Origin of the sequence: Pseudocnuella soli, assembly GCF_004347775.1 — a bacterium.
In the GTDB taxonomy this organism is placed as follows: Bacteria; Bacteroidota; Bacteroidia; order Chitinophagales; family Chitinophagaceae; genus Flavisolibacter; species Flavisolibacter aquaticus.
Map to the genome: position 1 here is coordinate 2093864 of NZ_CP037755.1, position 18304 is coordinate 2112167.

Annotated in this window: 15 protein-coding genes; all 15 read left to right on the top strand. The window is 47.7% G+C overall.

Going from position 1 to position 18304, the window contains the following annotated elements:
• Positions 1–177: 177 nt before the first annotated feature.
• The 15 genes from EPD17_RS08685 (at position 178) to EPD17_RS08755 (ending at position 18113) form a co-directional block, all read left to right on the top strand.
• Positions 178–960 (top strand): polysaccharide biosynthesis/export family protein, encoded by a 783-nt coding sequence (locus EPD17_RS08685; protein ID WP_204743378.1) that lies wholly within the window; start codon positions 178–180, stop codon positions 958–960.
• A 6-nt stretch (positions 961–966) separates the two neighbouring features.
• A complete protein-coding gene (locus tag EPD17_RS08690; RefSeq protein WP_132053468.1) occupies positions 967–3306 on the top strand; it encodes a GumC family protein in 2340 nt (779 codons plus the stop codon).
• Positions 3307–3436: 130 nt separating this feature from the next.
• A complete protein-coding gene (gene nusG / locus EPD17_RS08695) occupies positions 3437–3946 on the top strand; it encodes a transcription termination/antitermination protein NusG (RefSeq protein WP_165929570.1) in 510 nt (169 codons plus the stop codon).
• Between the two features lie 66 nt (positions 3947–4012).
• The gene (locus EPD17_RS08700; protein WP_132053472.1) at positions 4013–5107 is read left to right on the top strand and encodes an NAD-dependent epimerase; all 1095 of its coding nucleotides are present in this window, start codon (positions 4013–4015) and stop codon (positions 5105–5107) included.
• Between the two features lie 52 nt (positions 5108–5159).
• On the top strand, positions 5160–6761 hold the full coding sequence (locus EPD17_RS08705) for a nucleoside/nucleotide kinase family protein (protein WP_132053474.1): 1602 nt from the start codon (positions 5160–5162) through the stop codon (positions 6759–6761).
• A 40-nt stretch (positions 6762–6801) separates the two neighbouring features.
• Positions 6802–8382: a lipopolysaccharide biosynthesis protein gene (locus tag EPD17_RS08710; protein ID WP_132053476.1), complete on the top strand. Its 1581-nt coding sequence runs from the start codon at positions 6802–6804 to the stop codon at positions 8380–8382.
• Between the two features lie 10 nt (positions 8383–8392).
• Entirely contained in the window at positions 8393–9538 is a 1146-nt protein-coding gene (locus tag EPD17_RS08715) for a glycosyltransferase (RefSeq protein ID WP_132053478.1), read from the top strand.
• A gap of 39 nt (positions 9539–9577) precedes the next feature.
• Positions 9578–10270: a hypothetical protein gene (locus tag EPD17_RS08720; RefSeq protein WP_132053480.1), complete on the top strand. Its 693-nt coding sequence runs from the start codon at positions 9578–9580 to the stop codon at positions 10268–10270.
• Positions 10271–10309: 39 nt separating this feature from the next.
• Positions 10310–11605, top strand: a complete 1296-nt coding sequence (locus tag EPD17_RS08725; RefSeq protein ID WP_132053482.1) for a hypothetical protein — start codon at positions 10310–10312, stop codon at positions 11603–11605.
• Between the two features lie 16 nt (positions 11606–11621).
• Positions 11622–12401 (top strand): hypothetical protein, encoded by a 780-nt coding sequence (locus tag EPD17_RS08730; protein ID WP_132053484.1) that lies wholly within the window; start codon positions 11622–11624, stop codon positions 12399–12401.
• Between the two features lie 96 nt (positions 12402–12497).
• Complete coding sequence (locus EPD17_RS08735; protein WP_132053486.1) at positions 12498–13610, top strand: glycosyltransferase family 4 protein; 1113 nt, start codon at positions 12498–12500, stop codon at positions 13608–13610.
• A gap of 38 nt (positions 13611–13648) precedes the next feature.
• On the top strand, positions 13649–14812 hold the full coding sequence (locus EPD17_RS08740) for a hypothetical protein (protein ID WP_132053488.1): 1164 nt from the start codon (positions 13649–13651) through the stop codon (positions 14810–14812).
• A 79-nt stretch (positions 14813–14891) separates the two neighbouring features.
• Positions 14892–16055, top strand: coding sequence for a glycosyltransferase family 4 protein (locus tag EPD17_RS08745; protein WP_132053490.1), 1164 nt, complete (start codon positions 14892–14894; stop codon positions 16053–16055).
• 5 nt (positions 16056–16060) lie between these two features.
• Positions 16061–17074 carry a glycosyltransferase gene (locus EPD17_RS08750; protein ID WP_132053492.1) on the top strand — a complete coding sequence of 338 codons (1014 nt, stop codon included), beginning with the start codon at positions 16061–16063 and terminating at the stop codon, positions 17072–17074.
• On the top strand, positions 17058–18113 hold the full coding sequence (locus tag EPD17_RS08755) for a DUF354 domain-containing protein (RefSeq protein ID WP_132053494.1): 1056 nt from the start codon (positions 17058–17060) through the stop codon (positions 18111–18113). Before EPD17_RS08750 ends, EPD17_RS08755 begins: the two co-directional genes overlap by 17 nt.
• Positions 18114–18304: the final 191 nt, after the last annotated feature.

Consider the following 18304-nt stretch of genomic DNA (forward strand, 5'->3'; position numbering starts at 1 on the left):
GAGAAAAGTAACATCGCTCGTTACTAAATTATTAAGTGTTCGCTACCCTGGGCCAGTAATCTTCAAGGCTGTTTTTGAAAACTTAAATATCCTCTAAGCCAAATTTATCGTGCTGTGTGTGCACCCCAGGTATGGTGGTGGCCGGCAGTTTATTTTCTAAAAATCGAGATGATGTATATGCGTACCGTAATGCCTCTTTGTAGTATACTGTTGTTGCTGCTCTGTTCCTGCGTTAACACCCGTAAGTTCACCAACTTCAACAACGTTGCCGACACCACCATAGCATACCAAATCCAAAGCCTGGAACCGGTGATTCAGAAGAACGACATTTTAAATATTTCGGTGAGCAGCATCAATGCCGATGCTACACAACCGTTCAATCTTTACACTACATCCAACAATATTGGTAATGCTATATCGGGCACCATTTCACAAACCTCAGGCTTTTTGGTGGACCAGGAGGGCAATATCGAGTTTCCTATTTTGGGCGTAGTGAAGGCAGAGGGCCTTAATAAAAAGCAATTGAAACAAAAACTAGAGCAGGGCTTACGCGAAAAAAAGTTGCTCTATGATCCAATCGTGAACATACGGTACCTCAACTATAAAGTCACCGTGCTTGGCGAGGTAAACAATCCTTCGGTGATCAACGTTCCCGGCGAAAAAATATCGCTGCTCGAAGCATTTGGAATGGCCGGTGATCTCACTCCGTTTGCGCGGCGCGACAATGTATTGATCATACAGGAAAAAGAAAATGGCGAGCGGGTAGCACACCGCCTCAATCTGAACGACGACGAGTTGTTTACATCGCCGTATTATTTCCTCAAATCGAACGACGTCGTTTATGTTGCACCAAACCGTGCACGGGTAGCTAACTCCAGCTCCGGCCGACAATGGCTGCCTGCGGTACTGAGTGCCATGTCTTTTGTTGTCATCATTGTAGACCGAATAACCAGTAACTAAATTGCGATGGAAATCAAAAAAACCGCTAAAGACCCGCGTGAACAAAATCTGGTAAGTACGATTCTGTTTCGGTATCTGCCGTACTGGCCGCTTTTTGTTGTCATGCTATTGGCCGGCCTCGGAGGCGCCTACACCTTTTTGAAAATGAAGACGCCGGTGTACTTGGTGTCCGCAAATGTGCTGGTAAAAGATGAATCGAAAGGTGCCGACGACACCCGTGTGCTTGAAGCACTTCATGTGTATGGCCCCAGCAAAATTGTTGAAAACGAGATCGAGGTGATGCGTTCAAAAGACCTGCTGCACAAAGTAGTGGATAGCTTACACCTGTATGCGGAAGTGTTTGAAAAAGGCATGCTGCGGTCCGCGCCGGCATATAATAGTTCGCCATTGATGGTGCAGGCAAAAGATCCTGAGCAGATTGTAGAAGAAGTGGATGATGCGGAATTCAGCTACAACAAAAAGGATCAATCGGTGCTGTTGGCCGGGAAACGTTATCCGACCAATGAATGGGTTTCCACTCCTTTTGGCAGCCTTCGTTTTGTTCCCAACCCGAATTACGCCCAGGCCACCAGCAATGCATTATTCTTTACACTGGAGCCTGTTCAAAAAACGGTGCACCGCATTTCCGGTGAGTTGTCAATAACTGCTGCGAGCAAGCTTTCTACGGTGTTGAATTTGAACCTGCGGGACGCCGTGCCCGAGCGGGGAAAAGACATCCTTAATGCACTGATCAATGAATACCGCCAAGAAACCATTGCTGAAAAAAACAGGATGGCGACCAATACACTCGCTTTTGTAGACGAACGGGTTCGTTACGTGGTTCGTGAGCTGGATTCTATAGAAGGATCATTGCAAGCTTTCCGAACACAAAAAGGCGTAGTGAACATCAGTGAGCAAGGTCGGCTTTACCTGCAATCTGTAGGCGAAAATGACAAGCGCTTAACCGAACTTGAAATGCAGATGTCGATGCTTTCCGAGATGGAGCGCTTCGTTCGGGCCAAAGACAACCAGCTCGGTGTTGTTCCTTCGCTCAACTCGGTACGTGATCCACTTTTATCGTCCTTGCTGCAAAAACTTTTTGACGCACAGATACAATATGAGCGGCTGAAAAAAACGGTTCCGGTTGGACACCCCTCCATGCTTTCTTTGGAAAATGAAATCGAGAACCTGAGGCCACGAGTGCTGGAGAATATCCAAAACACACGTGAGTCCATGCGTGCCGGCATGTATAATTTAACCAGCCGCACAGGTATGTACAATGCCATGTTGCAGTCCATTCCAAAAAACGAACGCAACCTGCTTGATATCAGCCGGCAACAGTCGATCAAAAATGACGTGTATTCATTTCTGTTGCAACGGCGTGAAGAGATCGCACTAACCCACGCGGCTGTTGTAGCAGAAAGCCGTACGATTGAGCATGCCTACGCTTCCAATGCACCGGTAAGTCCCAACAGAACCTTTGCTTTTGGTGTGGGTGCTGCTTTAGCTTTATTGCTGACCATCGGTCTTGTTTACCTGCGTGAGGTGTTGTCTAGCAAAGTCCTGTTCCGTGCCGATATCGAACAGCGCACAGGCATTCCGGTTATTGCCGAGATCGTAAGGATGAAACGAAAAGAAAGCCAGATTATAAGCACCAATAGCCCGCTTTATCTCGCGGAGCAATTCAGGCAACTAAGGGCCGCGCTAACCCTGCACAGCCGGCCAAGCCGCCGCAAACACCTGCTGATCACTTCAAGCATTTCTGGCGAAGGCAAAAGCTTCGTCAGTTCCAATCTGGCTACCAGCATTGCTTTATCTGGCCGGCGCGTGGTACTGGTAGATATGGACTTGCGCAGCCCGATGATTTCCAAGCAGTATAATCTGATGGAAAAGCCTGGTGTTGCCGATTTGCTTGAATCAGAAAAAATGTCCTTTGATGAAGCGGTCTATCCGGTAGGCAGCATTCCAAATCTTTCAATTATGCCTGCTGGCGACGGTAAAATCAATCCTACCGAATTGTTCCTCAATGGCAGGCTAGGCCAACTGTTTGCCGAGCTGAAAGAAAAATTTGAATATGTCATTGTCGATTGTGCACCAGTCGATCCGCTTACAGATGCATATGTACTTACCGAGCATTGCGAAACAACTTTGTTTGTAGTTCGCCACGGTTATACGCCTAAGACCATGCTCGATATGTTGGAAGAAAACAACAAGATCAACGCGTTGAAACAGCCGATGATTGTATTCAACTCAATTACGGCAAGAGGATTTCTACGCAACCGTTATGGATATGGATACGGGTATGGTACCCGGAATGTGTACGCCGATCGTACTTATATGGGAAAAGAAATGGCACGCAAAGCTTAGTGCTTGATCGGACATTTAATTAGTACGGCATTTACCAATCAGCTAGTAAGAACTAAAATTTAATTCAGCCAGCAAAATGGGGCTGAGATGGGCGAAGCCTTGCGCCAAAAAACCGAAAACCTCTGAAAGCATGAAAAAAGAAAAGCGTTGGTACGCAGTTTACACCCGGTCGAGGTGGGAAAAGAAAATAGCAGAAACACTGTTGAAAAACGGCATACATGCATACTGCCCTATAAACCGGGTGGAGCATCGGTGGAGTGATCGAATAAAGCTGGTGGAAGAGCCCTTGTTCCGCAATTATGTTTTTGTTCGGATCTGCGACAAAGAACTGGTTCCTGTTTTGAGCACAAGTGGTGTCATCCATTTTGTTACAAATATGGGTAAGCCAGCGTTGGTGCAAGATGCCGAAATAGAAGCCATTCGCGATATGCTGAATGAGTACGTCAATGTACAGGTAAAACGAGCAGAGGTACATCGGAATGACCTGGTACATATTATTAGTGGCCCACTGCAAAGCCACGAAGGTGTAATTGTATCAGAAAGGCGCAACACCGTAAAAGTGATGCTACCTACACTGGGCTACATGATGTACGTGGAGGTTGGTAAAGAAAACCTCCGGCTTGTGAAACGTGCTGTATAATCCAATTGCCACCTAGCCTTAATAAGGGCGTCCGTCCCATTTCTTTACACTGCTTAATCTTTTTGAATGACTGTACTCATTACCGGAAGCGCCGGTTTTATAGGTTATCATTTGACAAAGGCGCTCCTCAACCAAGGCCACTGCGTTATTGGGTTAGACAATATCAACGATTACTACGATGTGCAATTAAAATATGGCAGGCTATCGGCCAGCGGTATTGATGCAAGTACATTATCATGGGGCAAGGAAGCACAGAGTAGTTCATACAAAAATTACCTTTTTGTACGCTTGGACCTCGAAGACAAGGAAGGGCTTTTTGACCTATTTGCCCGGCACAACATAGATGTGTGCATTAACCTTGCCGCCCAGGCCGGCGTTCGCTATTCGATCAGCCACCCCGACGCATATATCCGCTCTAACCTCACAGGATTCTTCAACATTCTGGAAGCCTGTCGCAAGTTTAAAATAGGGCACCTGATATATGCCAGTTCTTCCAGTGTATACGGACTAAACCAGGTAGTTCCGTTTTCGGAGGGTCACGGAACCAATCATCCCGTTTCACTATATGCCGCAACCAAAAAGTCGAACGAACTGATGGCGCATGCATACAGCCAATTGTATGGCCTGCCAACTACCGGGCTGCGCTTTTTTACAGTTTATGGCCCTTGGGGCCGCCCCGACATGGCCTATTTCCTTTTTGCCGATGCCATTACTGAAGGACGGCCCATCCAGGTATTCAACAACGGGCAAATGAAACGTGACTTTACCTATGTGGATGACGTGGTAGCAGCCATTGCAGTGCTGGTTAAACGTCCGGCAACGGCTGCCGCCAATTGGAATCCGCAAAGGCCTGACCCGTCCTCGTCGGTTGCGCCCTACCGCGTCTATAACATAGGCAACAATGAGCCTGTGGAACTCATGCAGTTTATTTCTGAATTGGAAATACAACTCGGTAAAAAAGCAATCATGGAGTTCAAGCCCATGCAGCAAGGCGATGTGGTGGCTACCTGGGCCGATGTTGAGCGGCTGGAAACCGAATGTGGTATAGCGCCTGTAACCAGGATCGCCGAAGGCTTGAGCCTGTTTGCAGCATGGTATAAAGAATACAGGCGCATGCAAGATCCGCTTGCTGCAGCATTACCATCGCTGGCAGCGGTGTAGCAGCTTCAAAAAGGAATGGAAAGCAGCAGGCAACCTAAACGGCTTTGAGTATATGCACACAATAGAACAACCGTCAAATGAAATAGGATCGGCAGTGGAAGCAGTGGTGCCGCATAATACGGTACGTGTTAATGCGCCGCTCCATGATAAACTAGAACTGATTGGGCACCTGCTCAACGCATTGCATGCCGCCGATATCCGGTATTGCCATTGGAAAAGCAGCGAGCATTTGGATGCATCCATGAAGGGCGAAACGGATATGGACATTCTTTTTGACCCATTACAGCAAAATGAGGTTGCCGGCTTGTTGCAGCAACTGGGTTTTAAAAAATTTGTAGCGCCAGGCTGGCGTGCTTACCCAGGCATCGCCGATTTTATTGGCCTTGATCTGCCATCTGGAAAGATCATTCACGTGCATGCACATTATGCCCTCACTTTGGGCGAAGCGTTTTTGAAAGGGTATCAACTTCCTTTTGTCAACCAAATACTTGCTGCCAGGGTTTATGATGCAGCTTTTGATTTATACCGGATAGCCCCCGCACATGAGCTGGTACTTTTATATATCCGGCTGGCTTTGAAAACTACCCATAGGGATGTGTTGCGTTTTCGTTTGGGGAAAAAGCCTGAGTACACTGCAAATATCTTCCGCGAGTATAAGTGGTTGAAACAACGCTGCACGCCGGGCGATGTTTCCGCCGCTATTGAGTGTTTTCAATTGCAACAGCCTTCCATTTTCCGTATTGCAGAACTGCCCCTGAGCCGGGCCAATATCATTGCTTTACGCAGCCATGTTCGAAAGGCTTTGTTGCCGCATAAATTATTTAGCCCACTTGAAGGCAACATGCTCCGATGGTATCGCGAAATGGTTGCCGTTTGGCGCCGGAAATGGATGGGGGCAATGGGCCAGCCCAAACCCGCGAAACGTACACATCCCAACGGAGGTTTGGTAATCGCGTTGATTGGTGCCGATGGCTCAGGTAAATCGACCGTAATTGCAGACCTGCAGGGAACGTTTAAGAAGAAGATAGACATCTGTACCGTTTACATGGGCAAGGGTAGAGCAGGAGGCCTTTCATTATCACGCCAACTACTGGTCGCCTCGAAAAAGAGAAACCGAACTAGCAAAGAAAAAAAGACCGTTGGTGAAAATGCACCGGTGCCCGCCGCTTCAACGGTGCAAAAACCGGTGAAGTTGTCGCAGTTAATATACCGTTGTATTGAAGCGCTTATTGTTGCAAACGAACGTAATCGTAAACTGGCGATTGTTGCAAAAGCCCGTAAGCAAGGTATGCTGGTTATTTGCGACCGGTTTCCGCAAAATCAACAACATGGTTATAACGACGGCCCGGCACTTCAGCATTTGCGCAGCGCCAAAAATCCTTTATTGAGGGCCATTGCATCTTTCGAAAACCGTGTGCACAAAAAGGCGGTGGCTCAGCCCCCCGACCTGGTAATAAAACTGGTGGCCGACCCGGTATTGCTGCGCCAGCGTAAGCCCGGAACAGCTGCATTGCCAATTTTAACCCAAAAAGTTAACGGCATCAAAGCACTGCATTTTGCAGCACCTTCAGTGGTAGTTACAATCGACGCAGCAAAGCCGCTGCAAGATGTACTGACCGAAGTAAAAGGCCAGCTTTGGAACGAATGGAAATAGTGTTTGATCGAATAAGTTGTAGTTAAGAAAACAGGATTTTATGTTAACCGGAACTGATACCACAACAACTGCTATTAAAATAAAGCCTCCGAAAAAGCCTGCTGCCGAAAACCTAAAACAACGGGCTTATCTCAACTCGGTTTCCAGTATCATTGATTTTGCTGGGGTACAGATTACAGGCCTTATCGTAAGCCCGTATATCGTTAATGGTTTGGGTGGCGCCATGTATGGCGTTTGGAAAATGTTGGGGCAAATGACCGGTTATGCCGGCCTGGCCGATACCCGCGCTACCCAGGCACTGAAATGGACGGTAGCTAAAAAGAAAGACGTTGTAGGTGAAGACGAATTGCGTACCGATCTTGCCAGTGCATTTTATGTAACCCTCCTTATTTTGCCATTGGTGTTGTTGGGCGGCTCCGTATTGAGCTGGTATGCTCCCATTATTACAAAAGCGGCCCCCGAGTATTATAGTCTGATCCGGATCACCAGTTCGCTGCTGATTTGCTCAATGGTGCTCTCAAGGATCTTCGATCTTTTTGATGCCGTACTGCGCGGCATGAACCTTGGATTCAAGCGTATGGGTTTTAAGGCTTCTATCGTGATCCTTGGTGGATCATTAAAGGTTTTAGTGCTCTCACAAGGTTATGGATTGATCGGGCTTTCTGTTGTCCAAATTTTTATCACACTGGTTACTGGCTTCGTGTTTTACAATACGGTAAAAAAACATGTGCCCTGGTTTGGTTTGGGCAAAACAAATTTCAAAAATGTAATTGCCTTTTCTCGTTTGAGTGGCTGGAATATGGCCAATTCTACCACCGATATGCTGCTATCCAATACCGATAAAGTGTTGTTGGGGTTGGTTGCAAGCCCATTGCTGGTTTCTTCTTATGCGCTTGCCTCTTTTTTGCCGCTTGCCGTGCAGGGGCTGATGCTTAAAATGGTGTTGGGCATGATGCCTGGCGTAGGAAAGTTGTTAGGGCTCGGTGAATTTGAACGCATCAACCGGGTCAGGGAAACAACCAATGATTTTATTTACGTGATGTCTGCTGCGTCAGGTGTGGTTATTCTCTTATTCAACCAATCATTCATCAGTGCATGGGTGGGCGATGGTTTTTATCCCGGGCCGGTAGCCAATGCCCTGATTTTATTGATGGTAATCCAGGACATTTTTATCAAGCACGACGGCTTCCTCATCACAGCTTCACTTGACCTTCGCCGCAAAGTAATGCTCACGACAGTAGCGGCTATCCTGTTCTTGGGTATTGGCTGGTTCCTCGCATCCAGGTTTGGCATCGCCGGGTTGTGCATCAGTTTGTTGGCTGGTAAATTTTTGCTCTTTGTAGGCCAGCGCCAAGTGCTCCACCAAAAGGTTAAGCAGCAAATGGTGCCTATGTCGCATCGGTTGCAACCGATGCTTGCAGCAGGCTGCATGTTGGGAGCTGCCTGTTATGCTTCGCAGTTTGTAGCACAGCAAGGTTGGCTGGGTATGGCATTGTGGGTGCCCATTGCATTTGTCGGTTCTTTGGCGGTTTTTTTCCTGGTCGGGTTGCGGCGGCACCGGCAGGCCAATCTTGTTTCGGTAATGATGTCGGTAAAATTTCTCAAACTCAGGCACAAATAATTATACGGATATGCGGATTTTGTTTGTAGCTCCCCGTTTTCATACCAACCAGTACCAGGCGGTAAAAACCCTGATGGAGAAGGAACACCAGGTTTCTTTTCATGTGGCGAGCTTAGGTTTTACCGAAGACCACAGCCTGGTGCAGCCGGTGCGTTATCCGCAGGCCAAAGCTTCGCTATTGCTCGAGCGGTTAGTGGGGCAGGGCGGTGTAAACCATCCCAACTATTTCCCAAACCCGATCGGTTATTGGAAAGCCTTTCGGCAACTGAGGCCCGAGATTGCCATCATCAGGGACCCGTTCAAATTGTTCTCGGTGCTTGCTGCAATCTGTGCGCTATTTACCCGAACCAAGATCGTTTTTTATACACAGGAACATTTGCGGCGAAAGCTAACCGCAAAGACAAAGCTGAAAAGGAAAATGGCACTCCGCTTTTTCGGCGCTGCCTGGATGACGCCAATTGTTGATGCAGCCCAATCGGCAAATGCCCGCATGCGGCATATGTACTATGTGCCGTTGCCGGTGCCTGTGCAGCCGGAAGACGGAATGCACAATGCGAACAGCGGTTTTCCAAGAATATTGATGGTGGGAAAATACCATCAGAAGCGGAAAAATCATTTGCTGCTCATACAAGCCGCCAAGATTTTAAGCCAGCAATACCAGTTCCAACTCACCATTGTTGGGGAGTGTATGCGGGAAACCCAAATGAAAAAGTATGCGGAATTGGAAGATGTGGTGTGCCGGCTCGGTTTGCAGGGTATGGTAAAACTCGAACGCAATGTTCCATATGCGCAAATGAAAGACTTGTACCTGTCGCACGACATATTTGTACTTCCCGCCCGGGATGAACAGTATGGCGTGTCGGTAACAGAGGCGCTTGGATATGGACTGCCGGCAATATGCACGGACACTTGTGGGGCCCGTTTCAATATTCGCAACGGGGAAAACGGGTTTGTAGTTCGGTCCGATTCTGTGGCAGATTTGGTAACCGCCCTGGAGCATTTTTTAGCCAATCGCCATACGCTGGCCGAAATGCAGTTGCGTTCGATCCGGTATGTGCAACAGCACCTCTCCGGCGATGCGTTTTACCAGAAGTTCTCACAGCTTGTGCAACAGCGATTTGGACTAACCTCCATGCAATTCAAGACAGTACCCTAGGACCTTACAAACAACCTATCTCAACCTTAACCCTTAGCGATGACACCGACCATTTTTACGAAAATTGTTTTCAAAGCATGCACCATTTTAAAACGCAAAGACTGGCGTTGGAAACTCAAGCAAAAGTTTCCGGTACTATTCTTTTTGCCGCACATGCGGCGGGTTGAATTTCGATTGTTTAAAAAAACAATGGCGGCGCCTAAAACGGTGCTTGAGTATGGATCTGGCGGCTCCACCATTTACATGCTCAGTAAAGGGAAAACGGTTTTTTCGGTCGAGTCGAACGAAGCATTTTATAAATACATGAATACAATAAGCCTTGTAAAAAAGGCTTTGAATAAAAAGCTGTTTTTCTTTTTTGCAAACCTTGGCAACACCAATGAATGGGGGCGGCCTATGGCAAATGGTGAACAACAAACGTCAGCCAATTACTATGCTTCGGTTTGGGATCGTATTGATCCATCGCTTTGCAAGGTGGACGCTGTTTTTATCGATGGCCGATACCGTGTTGCCTGTTGCCTGTACACTGTATTTAAGTTACTGCGGTATGAGTGGACTGACACCAAGGTCGTGATTCACGATTTCTGGCGCCGGCAACACTATCACGTAGTGCTGGAGTTTTTGGATGAGGTGGCTTCTGCAAAAGACCTGGCCGTTTTTCAAATCAAACGGAATGTGAACACGGCAAAATTGCGGGCCATTATCGAACAGCATGAATTGACGGCTGCGTGAGGTTTACCAACATTAATGCTGACTTGAAAACAATAGCATATGAACCTGTTTTTTGTATTGGTAGAGTTGTCGAGTTATTTGTTTGCTATTTACCTGTTGGTTAATAAAGCAAAAATGGCGGTTATATACCTGCCCTTGTTGTTTTTTGCAAATAACCTGATCGAGCCAACGCTGTCCGCGTCGGTTTACTACAGCACTATGACCTTGCTGCTGCTGGCATCTGCTGCCCGTTCCGGAATGTTCTTCCGCAACAACTTGTTTGCAGCGCTATTGTTTTTTTATTTTCTGCTTTTGCTGCTCCGGGTTACCGATCTCGTTGCCATTCGTGCACAAGTGTTTTCGGTACTTTGGCTGTTCTTTTCCGTGCCGCTGATCACCGAAGTGTACCAGACCGAAGAAGAAGGTGTGGTATTCCGCGAGTTGTCGCATTGCGCCACACTTATACTGGGATTATTTATTGTTAATGTACTGTTTTGCACTGCCTATCGCTATGCACCCAACCCCATGTATGGCATTACCAGTGGTGTGCTGTATGGTAATATGTATGGTGCGGGATTCAATGTATTGGCATTGGCTGTGTTCGTGGTGTCGCTTCGGTTGATTGAAGGAAAGCATACTGTTTTGTTATCAGGCCTGTTGATCATCAGCCTTACACTTGTCTTGCTCAGCCTGCGGCGGTCGGTGATGTTGTTGAGTGTGCTGGGTAGTGTTGTTGCATTGATCGCATTTTTTGCACAAAAGCAGGCCAGGCAATTGGTCATTTTTGGTGGCTTGGCGCTGTTGCTGGGTTACGGCATTTATTCGGCAACCGATTTCAAAGACGAATTTCAAACCCGCTATGAAGTCCGCAATCTCGATGAACGAGCAGTGTCGGAAGAAAAGCGGCTTTTTGAGTACGAACTAATCTACAAGGACCTGTTTGAATACGAAGCTTACAGTCCCTGGGTGGGCTACGAACCGCTGAACAGCGCAGGTAATTATGGCCGCGGTGTTTTTGGTGAACGTACCCTCCATGCCGACATTCCAAGCATCATTCATTCGGCCGGTCTTATTGGCCTGGCGCTATACCTGCTCATGGCTTTTGCCGCTTTTGCGCAAGCCCTTCGGGCATCAGTTACCGGGCTGGATAAACTGATTGTGTTTTTCTGTTTTGTGTTGTTCGTGGTGTACACCCTTACCGGCAGGTTTACAGAAGGCGCAGCCATGACACTGTTGTACCTGGTGCTGGCTTTGCCACAGGCAGGAAGGAAATTGGCGTATGAACATGTTGTGCCAGCGACGCCGCTGCCACAACAGAACGAAATCAACTTGACCGGAATACTCGGAAGCGAATAATTAAAACTTGTTTCATATGGTAGAAATCATCGGCCCTCCGGGGGTTGGCAAAACCTCGGTATATGAGGCGCTTTGTGCCAGGTGGCGCCCCGGAGCAAAGTGGATATACCTGGAAGCGGTGGCCTGGCAAATGCAGGGCAGTGGGGGCATAATGGATTATGTGCGGATGCAGTTGCACCGGTTTTCGGGAAAGCTCCTGAAGCGGAGTTTGCCGGTTGATTTTGGATTGCGCTTTAGCAAAAAGCACCAGGCGCTTGCCGACCATTGCTGGCAATTGATTTCGGATAATGCTACTGTGCCCGATTTGCGTTTTCGGGCTGCATATTTCCTGTTCCAGGATTTTTGCAGGTACCAGGCAATAAACGAAGAAAGCAAGGGACGCCTGTGCCTGATACATGAGGGCTTGTTGCAAAAGTCTTTTTTGTTGGGTGGCGTAGCAGATGATGCGGAAGGCGTACTGGGTGCATACCTCGGATGGGTGCCCAAGCCGCAGGCGATTTTTTATTTAAATACAACCAACACCGATTTGATCCTCAGACGGCTGCGCTCCAGAAGAAAAACAATTGCACAGCACAAAGGAAAATCGGACGATGAGTTGCTAGTGGACATCAATCAATGGCAGCACCTGCTTGATCAAATTGCCAGCTACATGCAGCAGCAGGGCGTACCTGTTTACCAGCTTGATGCGACCCTCCCGGTAGTGGAAAATGTGCGAATAGCTGAACGTTTTTTACAACAATTATATAAGACACAGGCAGCGGTTACCACCGAAGTAGAGCCGGTAATGGCAACCTAAATTTTGAACCGCAGCCTGATGCGCAATTGACTTACAATGTTCAAAAGGTATAGGCGCTACGTTTTCATTGATCACCCTTAATGAGTTTGCACAGAGATGGCTAAGTTTCTTTTTTACGACGACAAGATCATCAACATAATGGTACGCAATGAGCGGCCTTCGGGTGGTGCCGCTGTGCAGGCTTTTGGCTGGATTAGAGGTCTCAGTGAACAAGGGCAGGATGTGGAAGTGCTCACCCGACTTGATGGTAGCGAGGTGCTTAAGGAAGAATGTTCCACCCTCACGCTTTTGCCGTTATACGACAATAAAAAGGGAGTGCGCTGGCTACGCTGGGTGTACTACCGTTTGCCATTTATTTATGGCAAAATCCGTAACTCCCGGCCCGATTACCTGTACCAGGGCATTCCTTCCTGGCAGTCGTTTGTGATAGGTGCCGTTTGCCGTATGTTGGGTGTTCGCTACGTGTTGCGCATCTCCAATGATTTTTTGATCGATGAACGCTTTTTTAGGGCTCATTCACGTGCCCATCGCTTTTTCCAATCGCTGGGTATGCGCATGGCTTATTGCATTCTTTGCCAGAATGCTTACCAGTACAATATCATTAAGCAGCGCTTCCCGGGCAAAAAAATAAATAAAATATCCAATCCGTTTTTTTTACGTCAGCAGCCAACTATTCCGTCCGTTTGTGAACGCACTTACATTGCGTGGCTCGGGCTTTACCAATATCAAAAAAACCTAAAGCTGCTTTACGAAATAGCATCGTTGCTGCCCGATACACCATTCCGCGTTGCCGGGAAGGAAGAATCGAAATGCGACCAGGATACCATTGATTATTTGGAACGGTTGCGGCAATTGCCAAATGTGCAATTCGTAGGCTTTCTTTCCCGTGAAGAAGTGTTGCCGTTTTTAGCACACGCAAAGTTTTTGCTCAATACATCGCACTACGAAGGGTTCAGCAATACTTTTTTAGAAGCAATGTCGGTCGGTACTCCCATATTAACCACTGATCGGGTTAATCCGGATGGCATTATAAGCGAGTTTAAACTGGGTATAATCTACAAGGATGCAGCTGATGTGAAGCAGCAATACGAGGCGTTAGCGGCGGAACAACTGTCGGAGATGTCGATGCGGGTGCAGCACTACGTGCAAAATTATCACGACTACAAAATTCAGGCAAAACGGCTGCTGGCATTGCTGCAGGCCAATTGAACTTTTACCGAAACCATATTTAAGAACAAATTTTCCAGATGCATACCGAACCTATTTATATCGTCCATTCCGACTCTAAGATTGAGGCCCTGTACACACTGTTCCCGCTGATCGTTTCCAGGTATGTCAATTTGCTGCGCTTTGTGCCCATCAATTCCCGACAAGCACAAAAAATCACCGGCCACAGCGTGGTGCTGGTTCGGGCATTTAAAGGCAACGACGCCTTTGCCCAGGATGATGAGAAAAAGCGGGCTTATGTGCAGGATTTCAGGAAACGTTTTGACCGGGTAGTGATGCTTGATGATGGCGCTGGAAGCGACAGTTTGCACTACGAATACATGGACCTGGTTGACATTTATTTCAAAGGCAAATTATTACGCGACCGCAAAGCATACCTGGAGCCTTCTTATGGCAGGCAACCCTTTACCGATTATTACCACCGGCAATTTGGCATCACCGACGAGAAAGAAAAATGGCGTAACCCCCCCACCGATCCGGCTTTGCTAAGCAAACTGCGCTTGTCGTGGAATTTAGGCTACGGCGTTTATCCAGTGCCTGCAAAAAACCTGGTTCGTATGGCAAGGCTGGCAACCCGGATGGGTTGGGTCAAAATATTAAAGCCATCCTTTGATCGTGCATATCGAAGCCTGTTGCACAGTACCGCTGCTCCTGTTGCAATTGCAAACAAGCAACGCGTGGTACAGGCACGGTTTGGATACCGGTCGTTTCCAAATACAGTGGGTTATCAGCGCCGGTTGATGCTGGAAGGAACAGCGGGAAACAAACTATTGCTGGCAGGCAAAGTTCCACCTGATGTGTACCAACAGGAAATTCAACAGGTAGGCGCAGTACTCAGTCCTTTTGGTTGGGGCGAAGTTTGCTTTCGCGATTTTGAAGCTGTTGCAGCCGGCGCACTGTTGATCAAGCCTGATATGAGCCATCTTGAAACCTGGCCGGATATTTACCAATCGGGCATCACCTATCAGCCTGTAGATTGGGATGGGGAACAACTCAATGATGTAGTTGCCCATGTTACCACAAATCTTGAGGAGTACCTGCCTATGATCCAGGCAGCACGGCAAGCTTACCACCAGTCTCTTTTGCAGCTTGAAGATAGGGTTGTTCGTTTCCTTGAAATCACAACCGGGATGCCCATTGGCGGACATGTGCCTGTGCCTGCTTTTACAGCTGCAGAAGTATAAGTAAACTGATTGCTTTGCGTGTGACGGACGCCAACTGAGCTTGGGTACATCAACAGACATTACCATACTATTCACCAACATGAATACGGAACCAAAACGCTTACTGTTTTTTATTGGGTCGCTGGCAACGGGCGGAAAGGAACGCCGGTTGATTGAACTGCTTAGTTATTTGAAAGCGCACAGCCAGTTCCAGTTAACGCTTGTAATGACCAAAGACGTTATTCATTACACATACTTCAAGCAACTGAACCTTCCATACGAGGTCATCGACAGAAACAGCAGTGGCGCCTTCGCAATGCCGCTCCGCTTTTACCGGATCTGCCGCAAACTCAAACCAGACCTGATACATACTTGGGGCCGGATGCAAACCTTGTATGCACTGCCTGCGGTAATTGGTCAAAACATTCCATTGATTAATGGACAAATTACAGCCGCACCTCCGCGCATCAATCGGTGGTCGTTTCATTACTGGATTGACCGGCTGAATTTTATTTGTTCCCGTTTGATCGTGGCAAATTCTCATGCAGGCATTCAGGCGTATATGCCACCGGCAAATAAATGTTCTGTAGTCTATAATGGTGTAAACCCCGAGCGGTTTCAACACCTGCCCGACAAAGAACAGGTGCTTGCCACGTATGGCATTGAAACACCTGTGGCAGTGGTGATGGCTGCCAGCTTTTCGGAAAATAAAGACTATGATCGCTTTCTACGTGTTGCTGAAAAAGTTGTGCGCCTCCGGCCGCAAGTAACATTTATTGGCGTTGGGGCTAGTGCACCAGGTTGTGATGTGTTTGACCGTGTACGGGGTAGGAATAGCAATCCAAAACAAATACTTTTTCCCGGTCGATCCAATCAGGTAGAGGCGCTTGTTAACGCCTGCACCATCGGGGTTTTGTTTTCGGCTGATACGCATGGCGAGGGCATTTCCAACGCAATTATTGAATACATGAGCCTTGGGAAACCTGTGGTGGCCAATGATTCGGGTGGTACACGGGAAGTGGTGCATCATGGTAAAAACGGCTACCTAATCACCACACAAACCGACGATGAAGTTGTGGACCTGTTGCTGCAACTTATCGATGACCCGGAACTGTGCAGCCGGATGGGCGTTGAAGGTTACCGGATGATTCAGTCGACGTTCACGCTTTCCCAAATGGGGCGTGCATTCCATCGGATTTATAATAGTGTTCTGGGCACAGAAGAACTATTGACAAAGGCACAACCGGTTTCTACTATAAGTTAATGAATATGGAAGTATTGTTTGTTAGTAGAAAAGCTGCCAGCGGCATTAACCCATTTGTTGCCGAACAGGCGTCAGCCTTAACCGATCGATGCGGTATTACCGTGCAACATTTCCTGATTACCAGAGGCGGCGTTGTTGGATATTGGCAGGCGATTGTTGCATTACGGCAAATGGTGCGCAACCACGCCATTCAACTGGTGCATGTGCATTACGGTCTTTGGGCATTTACGACTATTGCAGCCCGTTTTCTTGCGAGGCGGCGCATTCCCATTGTCATTACTTTTCATGGGAGTGATTTAAATAAGCCAAAAGAACGGCCGGTATCGGTTCTTGCCAGCCGTTTTGCTGCACACAACATATTGGTGTGGCCACAAATGCGCCAGTATGTGAAGAAAAATTATTCGGTCATTCCCTGCGGCGTACAAACCAATGTGCCCCTGATTTACCGGGAAAAAACGCGCAACGAAATGGGATGGAGCCCCGCCGCATTCGTGGTTTTGTTTGCTTCCAGTTTCGACCGGCCTGTGAAAGATCCGGCGTTTGCAAATGAAGTGGTTGCAACATTACGGCAGCAGACGCAGTTACCAATTGTATTTGTAGAAATGAAAGGTTTTAATCGCCGCCAGTTAAACCGTATGATGCAGGCGGCGGATGCATTACTGATGTGCAGTCATTCCGAAGGTAGTCCGCAGGTGATAAAAGAAGCAATTGTAAACGGGCTGCCGGTTGTAACGAATAATGTGGGGGAAGTAGGCGACATCTGCGCAGGCGTGGATCATTGCTATATTTTACCCAAAAACATACCGGCTTACGTCCAATGCCTGCAAGCACTGATGCAAAGCAGGGAGCGCATTATCTGCAGGCAACCTGTTGTGGACCGCTACGATGCAAACATGATTGCGGATCGCATCGCATCGATTTATACCGGGTTAGCCGCTAAAAAACCTCAATCCCAACCTACAGTGTTACAGCACCAAACCGAAACTAATTTAACCCATAGCCATGAACATAGTCATTGATATTAACCACCCGGCCCATGTGCATTACTTCCGCAATTTTTCGCGGATCATGACGGAAAAGGGGCACCGCATTTATTTTATAGCCCGCAACAAAGAAATGGAGCACCGCCTGTTGGATTTATACGGCTTCACTTATATCGGCAGGGGTAAAGGCAGTAACGGGAGAATCGGTAAATTTTTATACCTGCTTTATGCCGATTACAAATTGTTGCGCATTTCGCGGTCGGTAAAGGCCGACCTGTTCCTTAACTTTTTGCATCCTTACCCATCGCAGGTTGCACGGCTGCGGGGTAAAGTGTCGCTGGTGTTTAGCGATACCGAGCATGCCAGCCTGCACCACCGGTTGACGGTCCCTTTTGCATCCAAAGTTTTCACACCAGCATGTTACCGAATGGACCTTGGCGCAAAGCAGGTGCGGTTCAATGGTTTTATGGAACTCGCTTACCTGCATCCGCGTTATTTTCAGCCCGATCCATCGGTATTCGATTTGCTCGGCATAGCGGCCGGAACGCCTTACGTTATTGTACGCTTTGTATCGTGGGCTGCAGCACACGATTTTGGGCACCAGGGCATGTCGCTGGCAAACAAGCGCAAAGCAATCCGTGAAATGTCGGCCCATGCAAAGGTTTTTATCACTGCCGAGGGACCATTGCCCGACGACCTCGAACCTTACCGGATGCAGCTTCCCGTGCACCGCATTCATGATGCCCTCTATTATGCCCAACTGCTTTTTGGTGAAAGTGCCACGATGGCTTCCGAAGCCGCGGTACTTGGCGTGCCGGCAATTTTTATCGACAACGATGGCCGTGGATATACAGATGAAGAAGAGCGCCGCTATGGCATTGTGTTCAACTTCAAAGAATCTGCATCCGACCAGGAACGGGCTATTGAAAAAGCAGTAACCCTATTGAGTACGCCAGGTATGCAGGAACATTACCGGGGTATTCGCGACCGCATTGTAGAAGAATGTGTTGACACTACCGAGTTCATGGTGCACGAAGTAATGAAATACGATCAACAGGCAGCGCTGACCGCCTGACACAATAACTAAATCATTCCTTATATGTAAAAACCACCCTTATCGTTCGCGATATAATCCGTACCAATTAATAAATCCTACCCTTAACCATTTATCACTAACAGGATTATTTATTACTGGTCAAAGAAAATTATCGCTTATGTTTAGTTTAAAACCAAAACCCACGATTCAACCTTTTCATACAGCGATGC